Here is a 15,261-nt window from a genome sequence, read left to right on the forward strand (position 1 = left end):
CTCCGCTGTTCGATACCCTCGGTCATTGGAAATAAGCCTTTCGATCTGGTCACGCAGTGCCTTTTCCCATCGACAGCAAGTGGCGCACGACCGGGGGGTGTTCCCCCCGGTGAAAACGCCGCACTTCTTCCTGAATGTCGGCTCCGGCCCTGGAAACCCGGCGATGCTGGCGTAAATGCTCGGCCCAGGACTCGACTTCGAACCATTCGAGCACCAGGCCCGGCTCGGCGGTATCCTCGCTGATACCCCAGGCATAAGCACCGTCGCGCCGCCGCTCGGCCGACAGCCGCCTGGCCGCAGCCGCAAAGGCGGCACGATCAGCGGGATCGATGCGATATTCGATGGTGATCAGCACCGGGCCTCGGTCGTGTTCGACCGGCTCTGCCGTCAGCGGCTCCGGCCAGTGGTTGGAAGGCACCAGATCGGCCTCTCCCCTGGGGAGCTTGAGCCGATGGGCGATAAACCCGACCAGCATGAGCCCGGCGGCGCCCATCAACAAGGTCGGGGGCACGCCAAGCAGCTGGGCAACGCCTCCCCAGCACAGACTGCCGGCAGTCATGGCGCCATTAAACACGGTCAGATACACCGCCAGAGAGCGGCCGCGCACCCAGTTGGGCAAGATGGATTGCGCCACGCCATTGAGGGTGGTCAGGGCGGTGATCCAGGCCGCCCCCAGTGCCAGCAGCGCCACTATGGCTGCCCACTGGGGCGGCGCCAGCGAGAGGAATGCCATCACCGCCGCTGTCACCACGGCGGCCAGCAGCAACAGGCCATCGGCGCTCAGGCGCTCACGTAATCGGGGCATTATGACAGCCCCGCCTATCGCGCCCAGACCGACAGCGCCGAGCAGAATACCGTAGAAACTGGCTCCCCCGCCCAGCAGTTGGCGTGCAATCAGCGGCAACAGCGCCCATACCGAACTTGCCAGGGCAAAGAACAGGAAAGTGCGTGCCAGAACCACATGCAATTCGCGGCTGGCGCGGGCGTAGCGCAAGCCCGCCCGGAAAGCGCCGGCAAAACGCTCGGACAACACATCCGGGGCCACCACCGGCCGTCGCCACCACAGCAGGGCCGTGATGACGAACACGTAGCTGATGACGTCCACGCCATAAGTGACTGCAGCCCCCAGGCCGGCAAGGAGAACACCGCCCAGAGCGGGACCGATGGCTCGTGCGATATTGATCCCCAGAGAATTGAGCGCCACCGCACTCTTGAGGTCCTTCCTTTCCACCAGCTCGGGCACGATGGACTGCCAGACCGGCCCCATCAATGCGGCCCCGACGCCGCCCAGAAAAGTCAGGGCGACCAGGGAAGTAATGGATTGCAAACCGGCGGCCGACAACAGCATCAGGGTGATGCTGGTACAGGCCAGCAGCACCTGGATACCTATCAATAACTTCCGTCGATCGAGGATATCGGCCAGTACGCCGGCCGGAATCGCCAGCAGGAAAACCGGCAACGAAGCTGCGGCCTGCACCAGGGCCACCGCCGCCGGCGACGGTGACAAGTCGGTCATCAGCCAGGCGCTGGCCACATCCCGGATGAAGCTGCCCGTATTGCCAATGATGGTGGCGATCCAGAGCACGGCAAACAGCTTCTGTCGCAGGGGGGCGAAGCCACTCGGTGAAGCATCGCCCGAAGGAAGGCTCTTCTGAGTCATGTTCATGACTCCCTCAGGCTGGTCACCCGCAGAAAACCGCCCACCGGTTCCAGCGCCCCCGGCCACGCCGGGAGGCGTATCGTGGAAACGCCTGATCCAGACACCATCGACATGACCGCGCCCAGGTGGGCGGCAAGGCGCACGAGATGACCCTCATGCGCTGGCCGCAGGGTTGCGGCCAGCGCCTGGCCAAGCGAATCGCTCGTAGGCATGAGCACCTCCTTACACCATCCAGCAGGAACACCCCAGGGCGCCAAAGAAGCCCTTGAAATCCGAAACCGGCACATTGGACGCCCAGGCGCGCGCGTGGTCGTGCCCGTGCAGACCGCAGGCACGGGCACAGCCACAGGAGCCGATGGCCTGGGCACGCATGGGTGCGAGCGAGTGTTTTCCTGCCCCATCAGGCTCGCCCCAGGCACCATAGCCCTTGAAGGTGCGCGTGGGCGACCAGTCGGGCATGGCGGGAGGCAACGGATTGTCATCCAGTGCCGCGAAGTCACCCGCACCGTAGACCACCCGGCCACCCACCATGGTCAAATCCGAGGTAAGAAAGGAAATTTCGTCCTCGGGCACGCTGAAATAGTCCTTGCTCGGCACGAGCAGATCGGCGAACTGACCCACTTCGATACGCCCGCGCCGGCCTTCCTCGTTGGAGAACCAGGCCACATTTTCGGTCCACATCCGCAGTGCCGTCTCCCGATCAAGCAGGTTATGCTGCGGATAGAGATTCAGGCCACCCACCGTCTTGCCGGTCACCATCCACGACAATGAGACCCAGGGGTTATAGGATGCCACTCGGGTGGCATCCGTGCCGGCCGAGACCTTGACCCCTTTCTCCAGCATGCGGGCCACGGGGGGCGTGGCCTCGGCGGCAACGGCACCGTAGCGCTCGACGAAATATTCGCCCTGATACGCCATGCGATGCTGCACGGCGATACCGCCGCCCAGGGCGGCAATGCGGTCGATGGACTGGTCGGAGATGGTCTCGGCATGATCGAAAAACCAGTTGATGCCGGTGAGCGGGATGTCCTGGTTGACCTTCTCGAACACATCCAGCGCGCGTGAAATGGTCTCGTCGTAAGTGGCATGCAGTCGCCATGGCCAATGGTTCTGTGCCAGGATGCGCACCACTTCCTCCAGTTCCCCTTCCATCTCCGGCGGCATGTCGGGGCGTGGCTGGCGGAAATCCTCGAAGTCGGCGGCAGAAAACACCAGCATCTCACCGGCACCGTTGTGGCGGAAATAATCATCGCCCTGCTTGTAGGTGACGCTCGAGGTCCACTTGAGGAAATCTTCTTTCTCCTGCTTGGGTTTCTGGGTAAAGAGGTTGTAGGCCAGGCGCACCGTCATCTGTCCCTCATCGGCGAGTTGCTGAATGACGGCATAATCATCGGGATAATTCTGGAAGCCGCCACCGGCATCTATCACGCCGGTCACCCCGAGACGATTCAGCTCCCGCATAAAATGCCGGGTAGAGTTGACCTGGTAGTCGAAGGGCAGCGCCGGCCCCTTGGCCAGGGTCGCGTACAGGATGGCCGCATTAGGCTTGGCCAGCAGCAGGCCGTTAGGATTGCCCCTGGCGTCACGGGTGATCTCGCCGCCCGGAGGTTCGGGGGTATCCTTGGTATAGCCCACCGCCCGCAACGCTGCGGCGTTAAGCAGGGCTCTATCGTACAAATGCAGCAGGAAGACCGGCGTGTCCGGCGCTATGGCATTGATCTCGGCGATGGTGGGCAGGCGCTTCTCCACAAACTGGTGCTCGGTAAAACCACCCACCACACGTACCCACTGAGGCGCCGGGGTGATGGCCACCTGCCGCTTGAGCATCTCCATGGCGTCGGCCAGGGAACGTACTCCGTCCCAGCGCAGTTCCATGTTGTAGTTGAGGCCACCACGCACCACATGGGTATGGTTGTCGAACAACCCAGGCAACACGGCTCGGCCTCTGAGATCGATCACCCTGGTCCCGGCTCCGGCCAGCGCCATGATGTCGGCTTCCTCCCCCACGGCCAGGAATTTTCCGTCCTTGATGGCGACGGCGCTGGCTACCGGCTTGCCGCGATCCAGGGTGGTGATACGTCCCCGGTGCAGGACCACATCGGCGGTGACTGAGGTACTCATGATGATTTCTCCTCCGTGGATTTGTCCTTAGGCGCCATTTCTTGCTCCTGGCGCCCGGGCAACTGGCCCAGCACATGCTTGCCAGCCTGCGCCTTGTCGCAGGCCGTGCTGAACGCCGTGCCGCCGAGCAATTGCTTGCCGACCGGGATGATTTGCTCCCCGACCAGAATGCCGAGCAGCCCCAGCAGGGCGACCAGCGGCGGAGCCGGTGAGCGTACGTTAAGCAGGCTGTAGATGACGCCAACCAGCAGGCCGGCCCCCAGAGACAGGATGTAAAGCTTCATGCGATCCTCTTCAACATAACTGATGCCGAGAACATTGCCGGCGATTAAGCAGCCTCTTGAAGAGTTCCTCACTTTTCGTCGCCACAGCCGGTACCGCTCGAGAACAGGAATTTAAAAGCAGCGAACTGCGGCGCAACGACGTTGACTGTCACAACAGCACCGCACTCCGAATACCCCGGGCCGATTACTTGGCCGGATTGGGTCCGATACGTTCGCCGTGCTGCACGCGCTCGGGGGCCTGGTGGACCATGGTGTAGGCATAGTCGACGCCCATACCGTAGGCCCCGGAATGTTCCTGCACCAGGCCGATAACGGCGTCGTAGGTTTCCTTCCGAGCCCAGTCGCGCTGCCACTCCAGCAAAACCTGCTGCCAGGTCACGGGGATGATGCCCGCCTGGATCATCCGATCCATCGCATACTTGTGCGCGTCGACCGAGGTGCCACCGGAGGCATCGGCCACCATGTATATCTCATAGCCTCCTTCCAGTGCCGCACACAGGGCGAAGGTGGTATTACAGACCTCGGTCCACAGGCCGGAGACGATCACCTTCTTGCGGCCGTTGGCAGCCAGCGCATCGCGCACATTTTGATCGTCCCAGGAGTTCATTGAAGTTCGTTCGAGGATCTTGTGCTCGGGAAACACCGCAAGCAGTTCGGGATAGGTATTGCCCGAGAAGCTGTCGGTCTCGACCGTGGTGATGGTGGTCGGGATATCGAACACCTTTGCCGCCTTGGCCAATGCCACCACGTTGTTTTTGAGGGTCTGGCGATCGATCGACTGCACGCCAAAAGCCATCTGAGGCTGCTGATCGATGAAGATGAGCTGGCTGTTTTGTGGCGTCAGCACTTCGAGATACTTGTTAGACATGATGGTTCTCCTTCAAGGATTAGAAAGCGGCCTGGGTGCCGTTCGCCCTGACACAGCATTCGAAGGTCTATTCTGCCGTACCGGGCACGGAGGGCCTTAACCAAACGCAAGGGGTGCCGCAGAAAGCCCGTCGCGCCTCATAAACATCAGGTCATGGCACCGTCAGCCGACAGCGTCCATATGCCAGCCTTAAATGTAGCCCTTGTAGCCCACGTCGTTTCGATGGGGATGGTTCCCTCGCCTGCGCGGACGATAATGTCCATATCTGCATGCTGGGGTGGCAAGGATGCTGCGCCTGGGACCATGCTATTCAGCAAAGGAGGAATAGTGATGTTCATCAAGCCAACCATGGCTCCGCCAAGGCCATCAAACGGATGATGCTCGGGCATCGAGGTTTTCCTTCTGCTGATAACGCACCAGTGAGGAAAACTATAGGTCCAAGCAAACATCACAGAAACAGAATAAATGGAATACCATCTATTCCGTTTACCAGACACCTGGACGACGTCCGAAGGAGCCACTCCACATGAACAAACTGCCCGATCTGGAAGCCTGGGCGATCTTCGCCAAGATTGCGGAAACCGGTTCTTTCACCAAGGCCGCGGAGGCGTTGTCACTGTCCCAAGGCACGGTATCCAAGGCGATCAATCGACTGGAAAAACGCATGAAGGTCATACTGTTCCATCGCACCTCCCGGCGCATGGTCCTCACCGACTGCGGGCTGACCGCATTGGGGCGCGCATTGCGTATCCTCGAGGAAGGGGCAGCGATTGAAGCCGAACTGGCGGAGCAATCGGCAAGCCTTCGCGGCTCGGTACGATTTGCCGCACCTATGTCATTTGGCATCTCATACCTCGCGCCGGTGCTGCCGCAGTTCATGGCCACCCATCCCGACGTTACCCTCGACATTGAGTTCGATGACGAATTGATCGATCTGGTTGCAAACCGGTTCGATCTCGCACTGCGTATATCCAACCTGTCCGACTCCAGCCTGCTCGCTCGGCGCCTGTGCAGCGTACGTATCCAACTGGTTGGTTCGCCTGATTACTTTGCACAATATGGACACCCCCAGCACCCTCGGGAATTGGCCAACCATCGCACCCTGCAATATGCCTATTCGCATACCGGCCCGAGCTGGAAATTCCGACATCTCCACCAGGGGGAGTTCACCCAGGCAATACACTCCCCCTTGCGAGTCAACAATGCGGAAGCCTTGGCACCGGCGCTACGGGCGGGACTGGGGTTGGCTCTGCAGCCCGAGTTTCTGGCTTGGCAGGATTTACAGACAGGCGCCCTGGAAACCGTATTGGAGGATTGGCAGGTAGAGCCGATTGCCCTGCATCTGGTTACCCCGCCAGGACGAACCCGGCCAATACGCGTACAGGCATTGATGGATTATCTGATCCAGCATTTCTCGGAAGTGCCCTGGGCCCGGGAGGCCAGCGGGAGACAATGACATTCCCGACTTCGGATGACCACAGTCCCGAAAACTCCGAGCAGAGTCACTGTTTGCCCTACGCCAGCGACAAAAAACCCGGGTACTCTGATCACCAAGGGCGGCCACAGCCGCCCTTTTCACAGGATGAAGATCCGCCGCTAGCCCCGGGTTCAGGGCAGGTCGAACACCAGGGCCCGCACCGGCTGGACGGCGCTGAAGCTCAAGTGCGACTCGCCGCTTAGGGCTGCGCCGTCGCCGGCGGCCAGCCGCTCGCCGTTGACGACCAGCTCCCCTTCCACCAGCTGCACCCAGGCCTTTCGCCCCGGGGCCAGTTCGAGTCCGGCCTCTTCGCCCTGCCCCAGCCACAGCTGGTACAGGCGGGCGTCCTGCTTGATGACCAGCGACCCCTCGGCGCCGTCCGGGCTGACCACCAGGGTCAGGCCGGGAGCGCGGCCGAAGTCCTTCTGCTGGTAGCCGGGCTTGCCGCCGGTGGCGTTGGGCTCGATCCAGATCTGCAGGAACTTCAGCGGCCTGCCGTTGGACGGGTTGAACTCGCTGTGCAGGATGCCGGTGCCGGCGGACATCAGCTGGAATTCCCCCGCGCTCAGCAACTCCTCGTTACCGGAGCTGTCCTTATGGGCGATGCAGCCCTCCAACACGTAGCTGATGATCTCCATGTCCCGGTGGCCGTGGGTGTCGAAACCCGCCCCCGGCGCCACCGCGTCGTCGTTGATCACCCGCAGCCGGGAAAAGCCCATCTGCGCCGGATCGTAATAGCTGCCGAAGGAAAAAGTGTGTTGGCTGTGAAGCCAACCGAAGTTGGCCCTGCCCCGTTCATCCGCCTTTCTGATGCTGATCATGGAACCCCCTCACTTCAGACGTTGTGCCAGGGCCTGATCCAGGCCCAGCTTGCCGGCGCCGGAGAACAGCAGGGAGACCGAGGCCGCCAGCAGCGTCAGGCCGAACTCGTAGCCGCCGTTGCTCATGAACAGACCGTTGTCGACGTGCACCGCCAGGATGGCCACCAGCATGGTCGCCGCCAGGCTCAGTGCCGCCGGCCGGGTCAGCAACCCGAGCAGGATAAAGAGCCCGCCGAAGAACTCGCCCGCCCCGGCCAGGAAAGCCATCAGCACGCCCGGCTCCAGTCCGATGGACGCCATCCACTGGCCGGTGCCTTCCAGCCCGTAGCCGCCGAACCAGCCGAACAGCTTCTGGGCGCCGTGGGCCATGAAGATGATGCCCACCGGCAGCCGCAGCGCCAGGGGGGCCCAACCGGACTTGGACTGGAGTACGGAGATCAGGGTCGCCTTGTTCATAAATCACCTCTTCATAAAATTTGAAATAAATTTGTGGGTTTTAACGCCCGCCATCGTAGCGCTCGTTGAACTTGGAGCCAGTGTAGTGAAGCCGATGAAGGGATAAAATCGGAATGATTTGGCAGGTTAGTTTAAATTTTTTGAACTAAATAAAATAACAGGCGTCCGGGACGGCCGCGACCGCCGGCAAAGCCTGATACACTGACTAATCCAACCATCAGATGAGGACTTTATGATGAGCGATACCCCCTACGTTCCCCCCACAGTGTGGAAATGGGAAGCCCCCAGCGGCGGCGCCTTCGCCCATATCAACAGGCCCGTGGCCGGCGCCACCCACGACCGGGCCCTGCCGGTGGGCAAACACCCGCTGCAGCTCTACTCCCTGGCCACCCCCAACGGAGTCAAGGTCACCATCATGCTGGAAGAGCTGCTGGCGCTGGGGTTCGAGGCCGCCGAGTACGACGCCCACCTGATCCGCATCGGCGAGGGCGATCAGTTCGGCAGCGGCTTCGTGGCGGTCAACCCCAACTCCAAGATACCGGCCCTGGTCGATCACGGCGTGCAGCCGCCGCAACGGGTGTTCGAGTCCGGCGCCATCCTGCTGTACCTGGCGGAAAAGTTCGGCGCCTTTATCCCCCAAGATCCCGCCGGGCGCACCGAGTGCCTGTCCTGGCTGTTCTGGCAGATGGCCAGCGCCCCCATCCTGGGCGGCGGTTTCGGCCACTTCTACGCCTATGCCCCGGAGAAGTACGAATACCCCATCAACCGCTACGCCATGGAGGTGAAGCGCCAGCTGGACGTGCTGAACCGGCGGCTGGCCGAACGCCCCTACATCGCCGGCGAGGAATACAGCATCGCCGACATCGCCATCTGGCCCTGGTACGGCGCCCTGGTGCGCAACCAGGTCTACGAGGCGGCGCAGTTCCTCTCGGCCCACGAGTATCCCCATGTGCAGCGCTGGGCCGAGGCCATCGCCCGACGTCCGGCCGTGCGGCGCGGCCGCATGGTCAACCGGACCTCGGGCCCGCTCGAGGAGCAGTTGCACGAGCGCCATGACGCCAGCGACTTCGAGCTGAAAACCCAGGACAAGCTGGAACAGGGTTGAAAGAAAGGATAAAGGGTGCCCCTTGCCGGGGGCGCCTCAGCTTGATGACCAAGCCGTTGTCATGACCGCATCAGTCGGCCAAAGGGCCAACTCCGCCGACACGCCGCGAGTACATCCATGTAGGCTCGCACCTGCCATCCCTGGCAGGTGACGGTCGGCGGAGTCGTTCCCTTTGTCCGCCTGCTTGGGCATGGGAGTTGGCTGTCCAGATAAACCTGAAGGTTTGTCAGCAGCCCGAGGCGCCCCTTGCCGGGGGTGCCTGTCGCGGCACCGGGCCGTTCAGCCCCTGGCCGCCTTGTATTCCCGCGCCTGGGACGCCAGCCGGATATGGGCGTTGATCTCGCCGTAGCGGGAATAGCCCCGGCGCTGCACCACCTCGAAGAAGACGCCGTGCACCTCGTGGGTGTAGAAGTGGAAGAACTCGCCCTCGTCGTTGCGATCGTAGAGGATATTGAGCCGCCGGAGCCGCGCCAGCAGCTCGGGGGCCAGCTCGAAGCGGGCGTCCAGATCCCGGTAGTAGTTGTCGGGGATCGGCAGTATCCGCTCCCCCCCCACCTGCTCGGCGGTGGCGAAGATATCCCGGCTTTCGAAGGCGATCTGCTGCACCCCCGAGCCCTTGGACTGGCTGATAAAGCGCTGGGCCGAGGCCTCCCGCGCCGACGACATGTTGATGGGAATGCGGATATTGCCGTTCTGGCTGCGCGCCACCCGGCTCACCATCAGGCCGTACACGTCGGGCAGATCCTGGCTCGGCTCGATGTCGAAGCCGAAGATCGACTTGTAGAAGAAGGAGGCCGACAGGAAGTCCACCGGCGCCACCGTCTGGCCGAGGTGATCGATGCGGCTCAGGCCGTAGTCCGGGACCGGCGGCTCCGCTTCGATGGGCTCGAAGTCGATGTCGAAGAAGCGGTAGGCACCGCGCCGCTCCACGAAGTAAACCAGGCTGTCGCCGACCCCGCGGACGGCCGGAATGTTGAGCTCGCCCGGCCCGGCCTGGTGCTCGAAGCGGTTGCAGCGGTAGTGCCGGGTGCGCCGGAGCAGCTGCGTGAGGTTGTCGGTGGCCAGCGCCAGGGCGCACACCGACACCCCGTGGGCCAGGTAATGCTGGTGCGCCAGGCTCTCGGGCTCCCGGTTCAGCACCAGATTGATGTCGCCCTGGCGCATCAGGGTGACCTGCTTCGACTTGTGTTTGTGGGTTTCCCGGAACCCCAGGCCGTGGAACAGCCCGAGCAGCTCCTCGCCGGTGTCGCCTTCGATGGCGAACTCCACGAATTCGATGTCCTGGATCTCGGGGCAGCGGCTGTCCTCGCTGGCCGCCGAGGTCTGGTCGTCCAGCCAGATCAGCGAACGCATGCCGTCCACCGCCTTTTCGGCCGGCGAAGAGGAGCGGAACTCGTCGTTGAAGATCTCATGGGACAGGTAATCGTCGAAGCCCTTGTCCTTCAGGCACTGCACGAACTCCACCACCGGCATGTCGCCCTGGCCGGGGAAACAGCGGAAGTGACGGCTGAAGTGCAGTATCTCCATCTGCAGGCTGGGGGCGTCGGCCACCTGCACCAGGGCGATTTTGTCGAGGGGGATCTCGTCGCGCAGCAGGTCCAGGCTGTTGCCCCGGGCGAACATGTGGAACGTGTCGAGGATGATGCCGAGCCGGGGATGATCCGCCCGCTTGACGATGTCCCAGGCCTGGTCGTAGTCGCGCACGTGGCGGCCCCAGGCCAGGGCCTCGTAGCCTACCCTGAATCCCTCGTTGCCGGCCAGGGTGGCCAGCTCGTGCAGATCCGCCGCCGCCCGCGCCGGATCGTCGATGACGTGGGGCGAGACGTTGCTGCAGATCAGCAGCCGTTGGGTGCCGAGTTCGTGCATCAGCTCGAACTTGCGCTGGGCCCGGTAGAAATTCTGCCGGCGCAAGGGCTCGGGCATGGCCTCGAAATCGCGCAGGGGCTGCAGGGCGATGATCTCCAGCCCCAGATCCGCGGCCAGCTGCCGCACCTGCCCGGGGGTCAGATCCGACTGGGTCAGATCGTTTTCGAATATCTCCACCCCCTGGAAGCCCGCGGCGGCGGCGGCCTCCAGTTTTTCCCGCAGGGTGCCGGACAGGGTGACCGTGGCCAGTGCCGTTTTCATGCCGTTTCCTCCTCCAGTGACAGGGCGAACAGGGCCGCCTTGTAGCTCCCCGCGCCCAGGCCGACGATGACCCCGTCCACCACGTCCGACAGGTAGGAGTGGTGGCGGAAAGCCTCGCGGGCATGGACGTTGCTCATGTGCACTTCAATTTTCTTGCCGGTGACCAGCGCCAGGGCATCGCGGATGGCCACCGAGGTATGGGTGTAGGCGCCGGCGTTGATCACCAGCGGCTCGCCGCTGAACGCCATCTCGTGCAGCCAGCTCACCAGATCCCCCTCGTGGTTGGACTGGCGGATCAGCAGCTCGAAGCCCAGCCCCCTGGCGGTGGCGCACAGCTCGGCGCACAGCTCCTGGTAGGTGAGAGAGCCGTAGTGTTTGGCTTCGCGCAACCCGGTCATGTTGATGTTGGGGCCGTTGTAGATATGTACCCGCCTAGACATGGCTCACCCCCTGGCGGGCCACGTCCGGGTCCACCTTGATGCCGGTAAAGAATTCGAAGGCGTCGATGCCCTGGTGCAGGAACAGCTCGAAGCCGGTAATCAGGTTCAGCCCGGCCCGCTCGGCCCCTTGCAGAAACTCGGTCATGACCGGGGTGTAGACCGCGTCGAAGGCCCAGCGCTGGCCGCCCAGCAGCCCGGCGGCGAAGGCCAGCCCCGGGGTGCTGTAGTGACCGACCGGGGTGGCGTTGACCAGGCCGTCGCAGCCACGGATACAGTCGTCGACCTCGGCCGCCGCCACCGTGCTGGCCCGGGCGCCGCCGGCCTGCAGATCCGCCAGCAACTGCTGCTGGCTGGCGGCCTGCTCGTCGTACAGGTAAATGTGTTCGGCATCCAGCGCGGCCAGGCCGAAGGCGACGGCCCGGCCCACGCCGCCGGTGCCCTTGACGAACACCCGGCCCGGGTTCAGCCCGGGCTGGGCCGCCCGGTAGGCGCGGCCGAAGCCGCTGCAGTCGGTGTTGGTGCCGACGATGCCGCCGGCCTCGAACACCACCGTATTGAGGGCGCCCAGCCCGGCCGGGGTATGCCGCCGCTCGCCGACGATGTCCCAGGCCTTCACCTTGTAGGGATGGGTCACGTTGACCCCGCGATAACCCTGCTCGCCCAGGCGGTGCAGCAGTTCGGCCAGGGCTGGGGTATCGTCCAGCACCAGGTCGAACAGTTCATAGCTCACGTCCAGGCCGTATTGCCGTCCCAGCCAGGTATGCAGCCGGTTGGATTGGGTCTTCTGGATATGCTGGCCTACCAGTCCAAGTTTCATCTCTTACTCCTAGAATCCGAACAGTCGCGGCAGCGTGGTCACCGTTGCCGGCACGAAGGTGATGATCAGCAACACCAGTACCTCGACGAGGAACATGGGGATGATGCGCCGGGTCAGCGCCGCCATGCCCACGTTGGACACCGAGTCGGCCACGAACAGGCACAGGCCCATGGGCGGGGTGATGAGGCCGATCATCAGGTTGAAGATCACCACTATGGCGAAGTGCACCGGATCGATGCCGAAACTCATGGCGATGGGGTGCAGTATGGGCACCAGCACCAGCATGGCGGCCATGCCCTCCAGCAGGAAGCCCACCACCAGCAGCAGCACCAGGATCAGCATCAGGAAGGTGAAGGGCGAGGTCACCATGTCCAGCACATAGCCGCTGATGGCCTGGGGGATGCCGTTGAAGGTCATCAGCCAGTTGGCGGCGGCCACCACCCCGATGATCAGCAGTATGGTGGAGGAGTCGCGCATGGAGGTGACGAAGATGCCCGGCAGATCCTTCAGCTTCAGCGACTTGAGCAGCACGAAGCCGGCGAACAGCGCATAGGCGGCGGCGAAGGCGGCGGCCTCGGTGGGGGTGACCACGCCGGCGACGATGGACACCACAATGAACACCGGCATCAGCAGCGGCACCAGGCCGTTCTTCAGCGCCACCAGCTTCTCTCTCATGTTCAGCCGGGGATGACGGCTGGCGTAGTTGCCGGCGAACAGGAACACGTAGATGGACAGCATGAGCGCCAGCAGCACCCCGGGCACCACCCCGGCCAGGAACAGCGCCGGCACCGAGACCCCGGGCACGATCAGCGCGTAGATGATGGCCGGGATGCTGGGCGGAATGATGGGGCCGATGACCGAGGACGAGGCGGTGAGCGCCGCGGCGAAGCTCTTGGGATAGCCTTCCTTTTCCATGGCGGGCACGAACACCCGGCCCAGGGCCGAGGTGTCGGCCACCGCCGAGCCGGACAGGCCGGCGAAGATCACCGAGGCCCAGACGTTGACCTGGGCCAGGCCGGCCTTGAAGTGGCCGACCAGGGCGTTGGCCAACTGGATGATGCGGCCGGTGATGCCGCTGGCGTTCATCAGTTCGCCGGCCAGCACGAACAGCGGAATGGCGAGGATCGAGAACGAATCCAGGCCGACGAAGGTGCGCTGGGCCAGCAGGGTCACCGGCATGCCGGCGTTGCTCAGGTAGGTGAAGATGGCCAGGATCACCGCGAAGGCGATGGGCACGCCGATGGCCAGCGCCAGCAGCAGTATGATGGTAATCAGCATGGCTCAGCTCTCCTCGCCGTGGCGCAGCGCATGGGCGCCGTTCAGGAAACAGATCAGCGCGGTCAGGGCCAGCAGCACGCCGCCCAGGCTCAGTGCCGCCTGGGCATAGGCCATGGGAATGCCGAGCCCGGTAGACATCAGGCTGCCGCGGGTGGTGAAAAACACGTAGCCGGCGTAGGCCACGATGACCCCGACCGCCAGGGTCGCCAGGTGCACCAGCAACGCCAGCCGGGCCTGGGCCCTGGCCGACAGCAGGTCGGTCAGCAGGTTGAAACCGATCTGCCGGCCTTCGATGTAAGCCAGGCTGGCGCCGAACATGGTGCCGTAGATCATGGTGTAGCGGGCGAATTCCTCGCTCCACAGCAACGGCGCGTTGACCGCATAGCGACTCAGGCTGCTGGCAAACACCACCAGGAAAATCGCCAGCAGGGAGCCACCGGTCAGCAGCGCCAGCAGCGTCCGGTAGTAACGAGTGAGTTTGTTCACGGGAACCTCGGCAGGTTGTACAGGGCTTCGGCGGCCGGTCGCCGCCGAAGGTGGGTTGAACAGGGTTCGGCTCAGAGGCGGGCTTCAGCCTCTGCCACCGCCTGCTGCAGGTCGCTGATCCAGCTCGGGTCGATCTGCGACTCCAGCCACTTCAGCACCGCCGGCTGGGCCAGCTGCTTGAACTCTTCCAGCTCGGCGGGGGTGGGTACCGCCACTTCCATGCCGTTTTCGATGAGCTGGGTCAGGCCGATGGCGGAGTTGAACTGCTGGATGGAGCGGCCCATGACCCCGGCGATCACCGCGTTGCGCTTGATGATCTCCTGGTCCACTTCCGGCAGGCTCTGGAAGAAGCTGTCGTTGATCAGGAAGAAATCGGTGCCGTACACGTGCTGATCCAGGGTCATGTACTGCTGCAGCTCGTCAAACTTGTTGGCATAGATCACGCTGACCGGGTTTTCCTGGCCGTCCACCACCCCGGTGCCCAGGGCGGTCGGCACTTCCGGCCAGGGGATGGGGGTGGGGTTGGCGCCCAGCGCCTTGACCATTTCCACGTAGAGCGGCATGGTCTGCACCCGGATTTTCAGCCCTTCCATGTCCTTGGGAGTGCGCACCGGGCGCTTGGAGTTGGTGAAGTGGCGATAGCCGGTCTCCCCGTAGGCCAGGGTGCGCAGGCCGGTTTTCTGCAGGCAGTGCTCCGCCAGCTTCTGGCCGAAGTCGCCGTCCAGCACCCGCCAGGCCACGGGGGCGGACTTGAAGATATAGGGGGTATCCAGCACCGCCGCCTCCGGACACACCTGGGAGAAGGCGCCGGACACCGCCGTCATCTTGAGGATGCCGTCCTGCACCGACTGCACCATGTCGGTTTCGCCGCCGAGCTGGCTGGCGGGAAACAGCTTGACGGTGACCCGCCCTTCCGACTCGGCTTCCACCAGGTGCTTGAACAGCAGGGTGGCCGCGCCCTTCTTGGAAGTCTGCCAGTCGGCCGGATCCACGTGGCCGAAGTTGATTTCCACCGCCTGGGCGCTCATGGCGCCCAGGCCGCAGGCCAGCGCCAGCGGGCGCAGCAGGGACGTAAAGGTTTTATTCACTCGCATCGGGGAATACTCCTTATTCCGATTTTGTGTATTGACCGTGCCGGGCACCGCCGGGCGGCCTCGTGACAACTCATGTTGCATCGATGTTATTGAGGTTAAGCCTAATCCCCTATCGGCTGGGGTTAAAATGAAAGTTTCGAAGGCAACCATATCGAAATCGATATAAATAAGGGCGAGACCCGCCGTTGCCGTCTTCCGCCCGCGCTGCCCGCGCTCCCCCCATCGGC

15 protein-coding genes are annotated in these 15,261 nt (G+C 63.4%); 2 read left to right on the forward strand and 13 right to left on the reverse strand.

All coding sequences use genetic code 11. The features are described 5' to 3' along the window. Positions 1-49 precede the first annotated feature (49 nt). From C7H85_RS15305 to C7H85_RS15330, 5 genes are all read right to left on the reverse strand, one after another. Complete coding sequence (locus tag C7H85_RS15305) at positions 50-1,660, reverse strand: MFS transporter (RefSeq protein ID WP_106730562.1); 1,611 nt, start codon at positions 1,658-1,660, stop codon at positions 50-52. A 222-nt stretch (positions 1,661-1,882) separates the two neighbouring features. Next, positions 1,883-3,781 (reverse strand): amidohydrolase, encoded by a 1,899-nt coding sequence (locus C7H85_RS15315; RefSeq protein WP_210433671.1) that lies wholly within the window; start codon positions 3,779-3,781, stop codon positions 1,883-1,885. Beyond that, the gene (locus C7H85_RS15320; protein ID WP_106730565.1) at positions 3,778-4,065 is read right to left on the reverse strand and encodes a XapX domain-containing protein; all 288 of its coding nucleotides are present in this window, start codon (positions 4,063-4,065) and stop codon (positions 3,778-3,780) included. The genes C7H85_RS15315 and C7H85_RS15320 overlap by 4 nt, the downstream gene beginning before the upstream one ends. Positions 4,066-4,249: 184 nt before the next feature. Then, complete coding sequence (locus tag C7H85_RS15325; RefSeq protein ID WP_106730566.1) at positions 4,250-4,933, reverse strand: hydrolase; 684 nt, start codon at positions 4,931-4,933, stop codon at positions 4,250-4,252. Between the two features lie 146 nt (positions 4,934-5,079). Then, the gene (locus C7H85_RS15330) at positions 5,080-5,322 is read right to left on the reverse strand and encodes a hypothetical protein (protein WP_106730567.1); all 243 of its coding nucleotides are present in this window, start codon (positions 5,320-5,322) and stop codon (positions 5,080-5,082) included. A gap of 137 nt (positions 5,323-5,459) precedes the next feature. On the opposite strand from C7H85_RS15330, the gene C7H85_RS15335 reads away from it, so the two are divergent. Further along, the gene (locus C7H85_RS15335; RefSeq protein ID WP_106730568.1) at positions 5,460-6,389 is read left to right on the forward strand and encodes a LysR family transcriptional regulator; all 930 of its coding nucleotides are present in this window, start codon (positions 5,460-5,462) and stop codon (positions 6,387-6,389) included. A 152-nt stretch (positions 6,390-6,541) separates the two neighbouring features. On the opposite strand, the gene C7H85_RS15340 is transcribed toward C7H85_RS15335, so the two are convergent. Together C7H85_RS15340 and C7H85_RS15345 are read right to left on the reverse strand one after the other, a co-directional pair. After that, positions 6,542-7,231 carry a pirin family protein gene (locus tag C7H85_RS15340; protein WP_106730569.1) on the reverse strand — a complete coding sequence of 230 codons (690 nt, stop codon included), beginning with the start codon at positions 7,229-7,231 and terminating at the stop codon, positions 6,542-6,544. Positions 7,232-7,240: 9 nt separating this feature from the next. Then, the gene (locus C7H85_RS15345; RefSeq protein WP_106730570.1) at positions 7,241-7,687 is read right to left on the reverse strand and encodes a DoxX family protein; all 447 of its coding nucleotides are present in this window, start codon (positions 7,685-7,687) and stop codon (positions 7,241-7,243) included. A gap of 235 nt (positions 7,688-7,922) precedes the next feature. On the opposite strand from C7H85_RS15345, the gene yghU reads away from it, so the two are divergent. Next, complete coding sequence (yghU, locus tag C7H85_RS15350; RefSeq protein ID WP_106730624.1) at positions 7,923-8,792, forward strand: glutathione-dependent disulfide-bond oxidoreductase; 870 nt, start codon at positions 7,923-7,925, stop codon at positions 8,790-8,792. Between the two features lie 279 nt (positions 8,793-9,071). Here yghU and C7H85_RS15355 read toward each other — a convergent pair whose 3' ends face one another. The 6 genes from C7H85_RS15355 to C7H85_RS15380 form a co-directional block, all read right to left on the reverse strand. After that, the gene (locus tag C7H85_RS15355; RefSeq protein WP_106730571.1) at positions 9,072-10,919 is read right to left on the reverse strand and encodes a bifunctional sugar phosphate isomerase/epimerase/4-hydroxyphenylpyruvate dioxygenase family protein; all 1,848 of its coding nucleotides are present in this window, start codon (positions 10,917-10,919) and stop codon (positions 9,072-9,074) included. After that, positions 10,916-11,359, reverse strand: coding sequence for a type II 3-dehydroquinate dehydratase (locus C7H85_RS15360; RefSeq protein ID WP_106730572.1), 444 nt, complete (start codon positions 11,357-11,359; stop codon positions 10,916-10,918). The genes C7H85_RS15355 and C7H85_RS15360 overlap by 4 nt, the downstream gene beginning before the upstream one ends. Then, positions 11,352-12,176, reverse strand: coding sequence for a shikimate dehydrogenase family protein (locus tag C7H85_RS15365; RefSeq protein ID WP_106730573.1), 825 nt, complete (start codon positions 12,174-12,176; stop codon positions 11,352-11,354). Before C7H85_RS15365 ends, C7H85_RS15360 begins: the two co-directional genes overlap by 8 nt. 9 nt (positions 12,177-12,185) lie before the next feature. After that, a complete protein-coding gene (locus C7H85_RS15370) occupies positions 12,186-13,454 on the reverse strand; it encodes a TRAP transporter large permease (protein ID WP_106730574.1) in 1,269 nt (422 codons plus the stop codon). A 3-nt stretch (positions 13,455-13,457) separates the two neighbouring features. Continuing rightward, the gene (locus C7H85_RS15375; protein ID WP_106730575.1) at positions 13,458-13,940 is read right to left on the reverse strand and encodes a TRAP transporter small permease; all 483 of its coding nucleotides are present in this window, start codon (positions 13,938-13,940) and stop codon (positions 13,458-13,460) included. Between the two features lie 71 nt (positions 13,941-14,011). After that, positions 14,012-15,034, reverse strand: coding sequence for a DctP family TRAP transporter solute-binding subunit (locus C7H85_RS15380; protein WP_106730576.1), 1,023 nt, complete (start codon positions 15,032-15,034; stop codon positions 14,012-14,014). Positions 15,035-15,261: the final 227 nt, after the last annotated feature.

This window comes from Zobellella endophytica (assembly GCF_003012775.1).
GTDB classification, from domain to species: Bacteria; Pseudomonadota; Gammaproteobacteria; order Enterobacterales; family Aeromonadaceae; genus Oceanimonas; species Oceanimonas endophytica.

Excerpts from the sequence above, each read along its gene's own strand:
- C7H85_RS15365 (WP_106730573.1), bottom strand. The coding sequence starts at position 12,176 with ATGAAACTTGGACTGGTAGGCCAGCATATCCAGAAGACCCAATCCAAC.
- C7H85_RS15330 (WP_106730567.1), bottom strand. The coding sequence starts at position 5,322 with ATGCCCGAGCATCATCCGTTTGATGGCCTTGGCGGAGCCATGGTTGGC.
- C7H85_RS15360 (WP_106730572.1), bottom strand. The coding sequence starts at position 11,359 with ATGTCTAGGCGGGTACATATCTACAACGGCCCCAACATCAACATGACC.
- C7H85_RS15305 (WP_106730562.1), bottom strand. The coding sequence starts at position 1,660 with ATGACTCAGAAGAGCCTTCCTTCGGGCGATGCTTCACCGAGTGGCTTC.
- yghU (WP_106730624.1), top strand. The coding sequence starts at position 7,923 with ATGAGCGATACCCCCTACGTTCCCCCCACAGTGTGGAAATGGGAAGCC.
- C7H85_RS15380 (WP_106730576.1), bottom strand. The coding sequence starts at position 15,034 with ATGCGAGTGAATAAAACCTTTACGTCCCTGCTGCGCCCGCTGGCGCTG.
- C7H85_RS15345 (WP_106730570.1), bottom strand. The coding sequence starts at position 7,687 with ATGAACAAGGCGACCCTGATCTCCGTACTCCAGTCCAAGTCCGGTTGG.
- C7H85_RS15340 (WP_106730569.1), bottom strand. The coding sequence starts at position 7,231 with ATGATCAGCATCAGAAAGGCGGATGAACGGGGCAGGGCCAACTTCGGT.
- C7H85_RS15370 (WP_106730574.1), bottom strand. The coding sequence starts at position 13,454 with ATGCTGATTACCATCATACTGCTGCTGGCGCTGGCCATCGGCGTGCCC.
- C7H85_RS15355 (WP_106730571.1), bottom strand. The coding sequence starts at position 10,919 with ATGAAAACGGCACTGGCCACGGTCACCCTGTCCGGCACCCTGCGGGAA.
- C7H85_RS15320 (WP_106730565.1), bottom strand. The coding sequence starts at position 4,065 with ATGAAGCTTTACATCCTGTCTCTGGGGGCCGGCCTGCTGGTTGGCGTC.
- C7H85_RS15325 (WP_106730566.1), bottom strand. The coding sequence starts at position 4,933 with ATGTCTAACAAGTATCTCGAAGTGCTGACGCCACAAAACAGCCAGCTC.
- C7H85_RS15315 (WP_210433671.1), bottom strand. The coding sequence starts at position 3,781 with ATGAGTACCTCAGTCACCGCCGATGTGGTCCTGCACCGGGGACGTATC.
- C7H85_RS15335 (WP_106730568.1), top strand. The coding sequence starts at position 5,460 with ATGAACAAACTGCCCGATCTGGAAGCCTGGGCGATCTTCGCCAAGATT.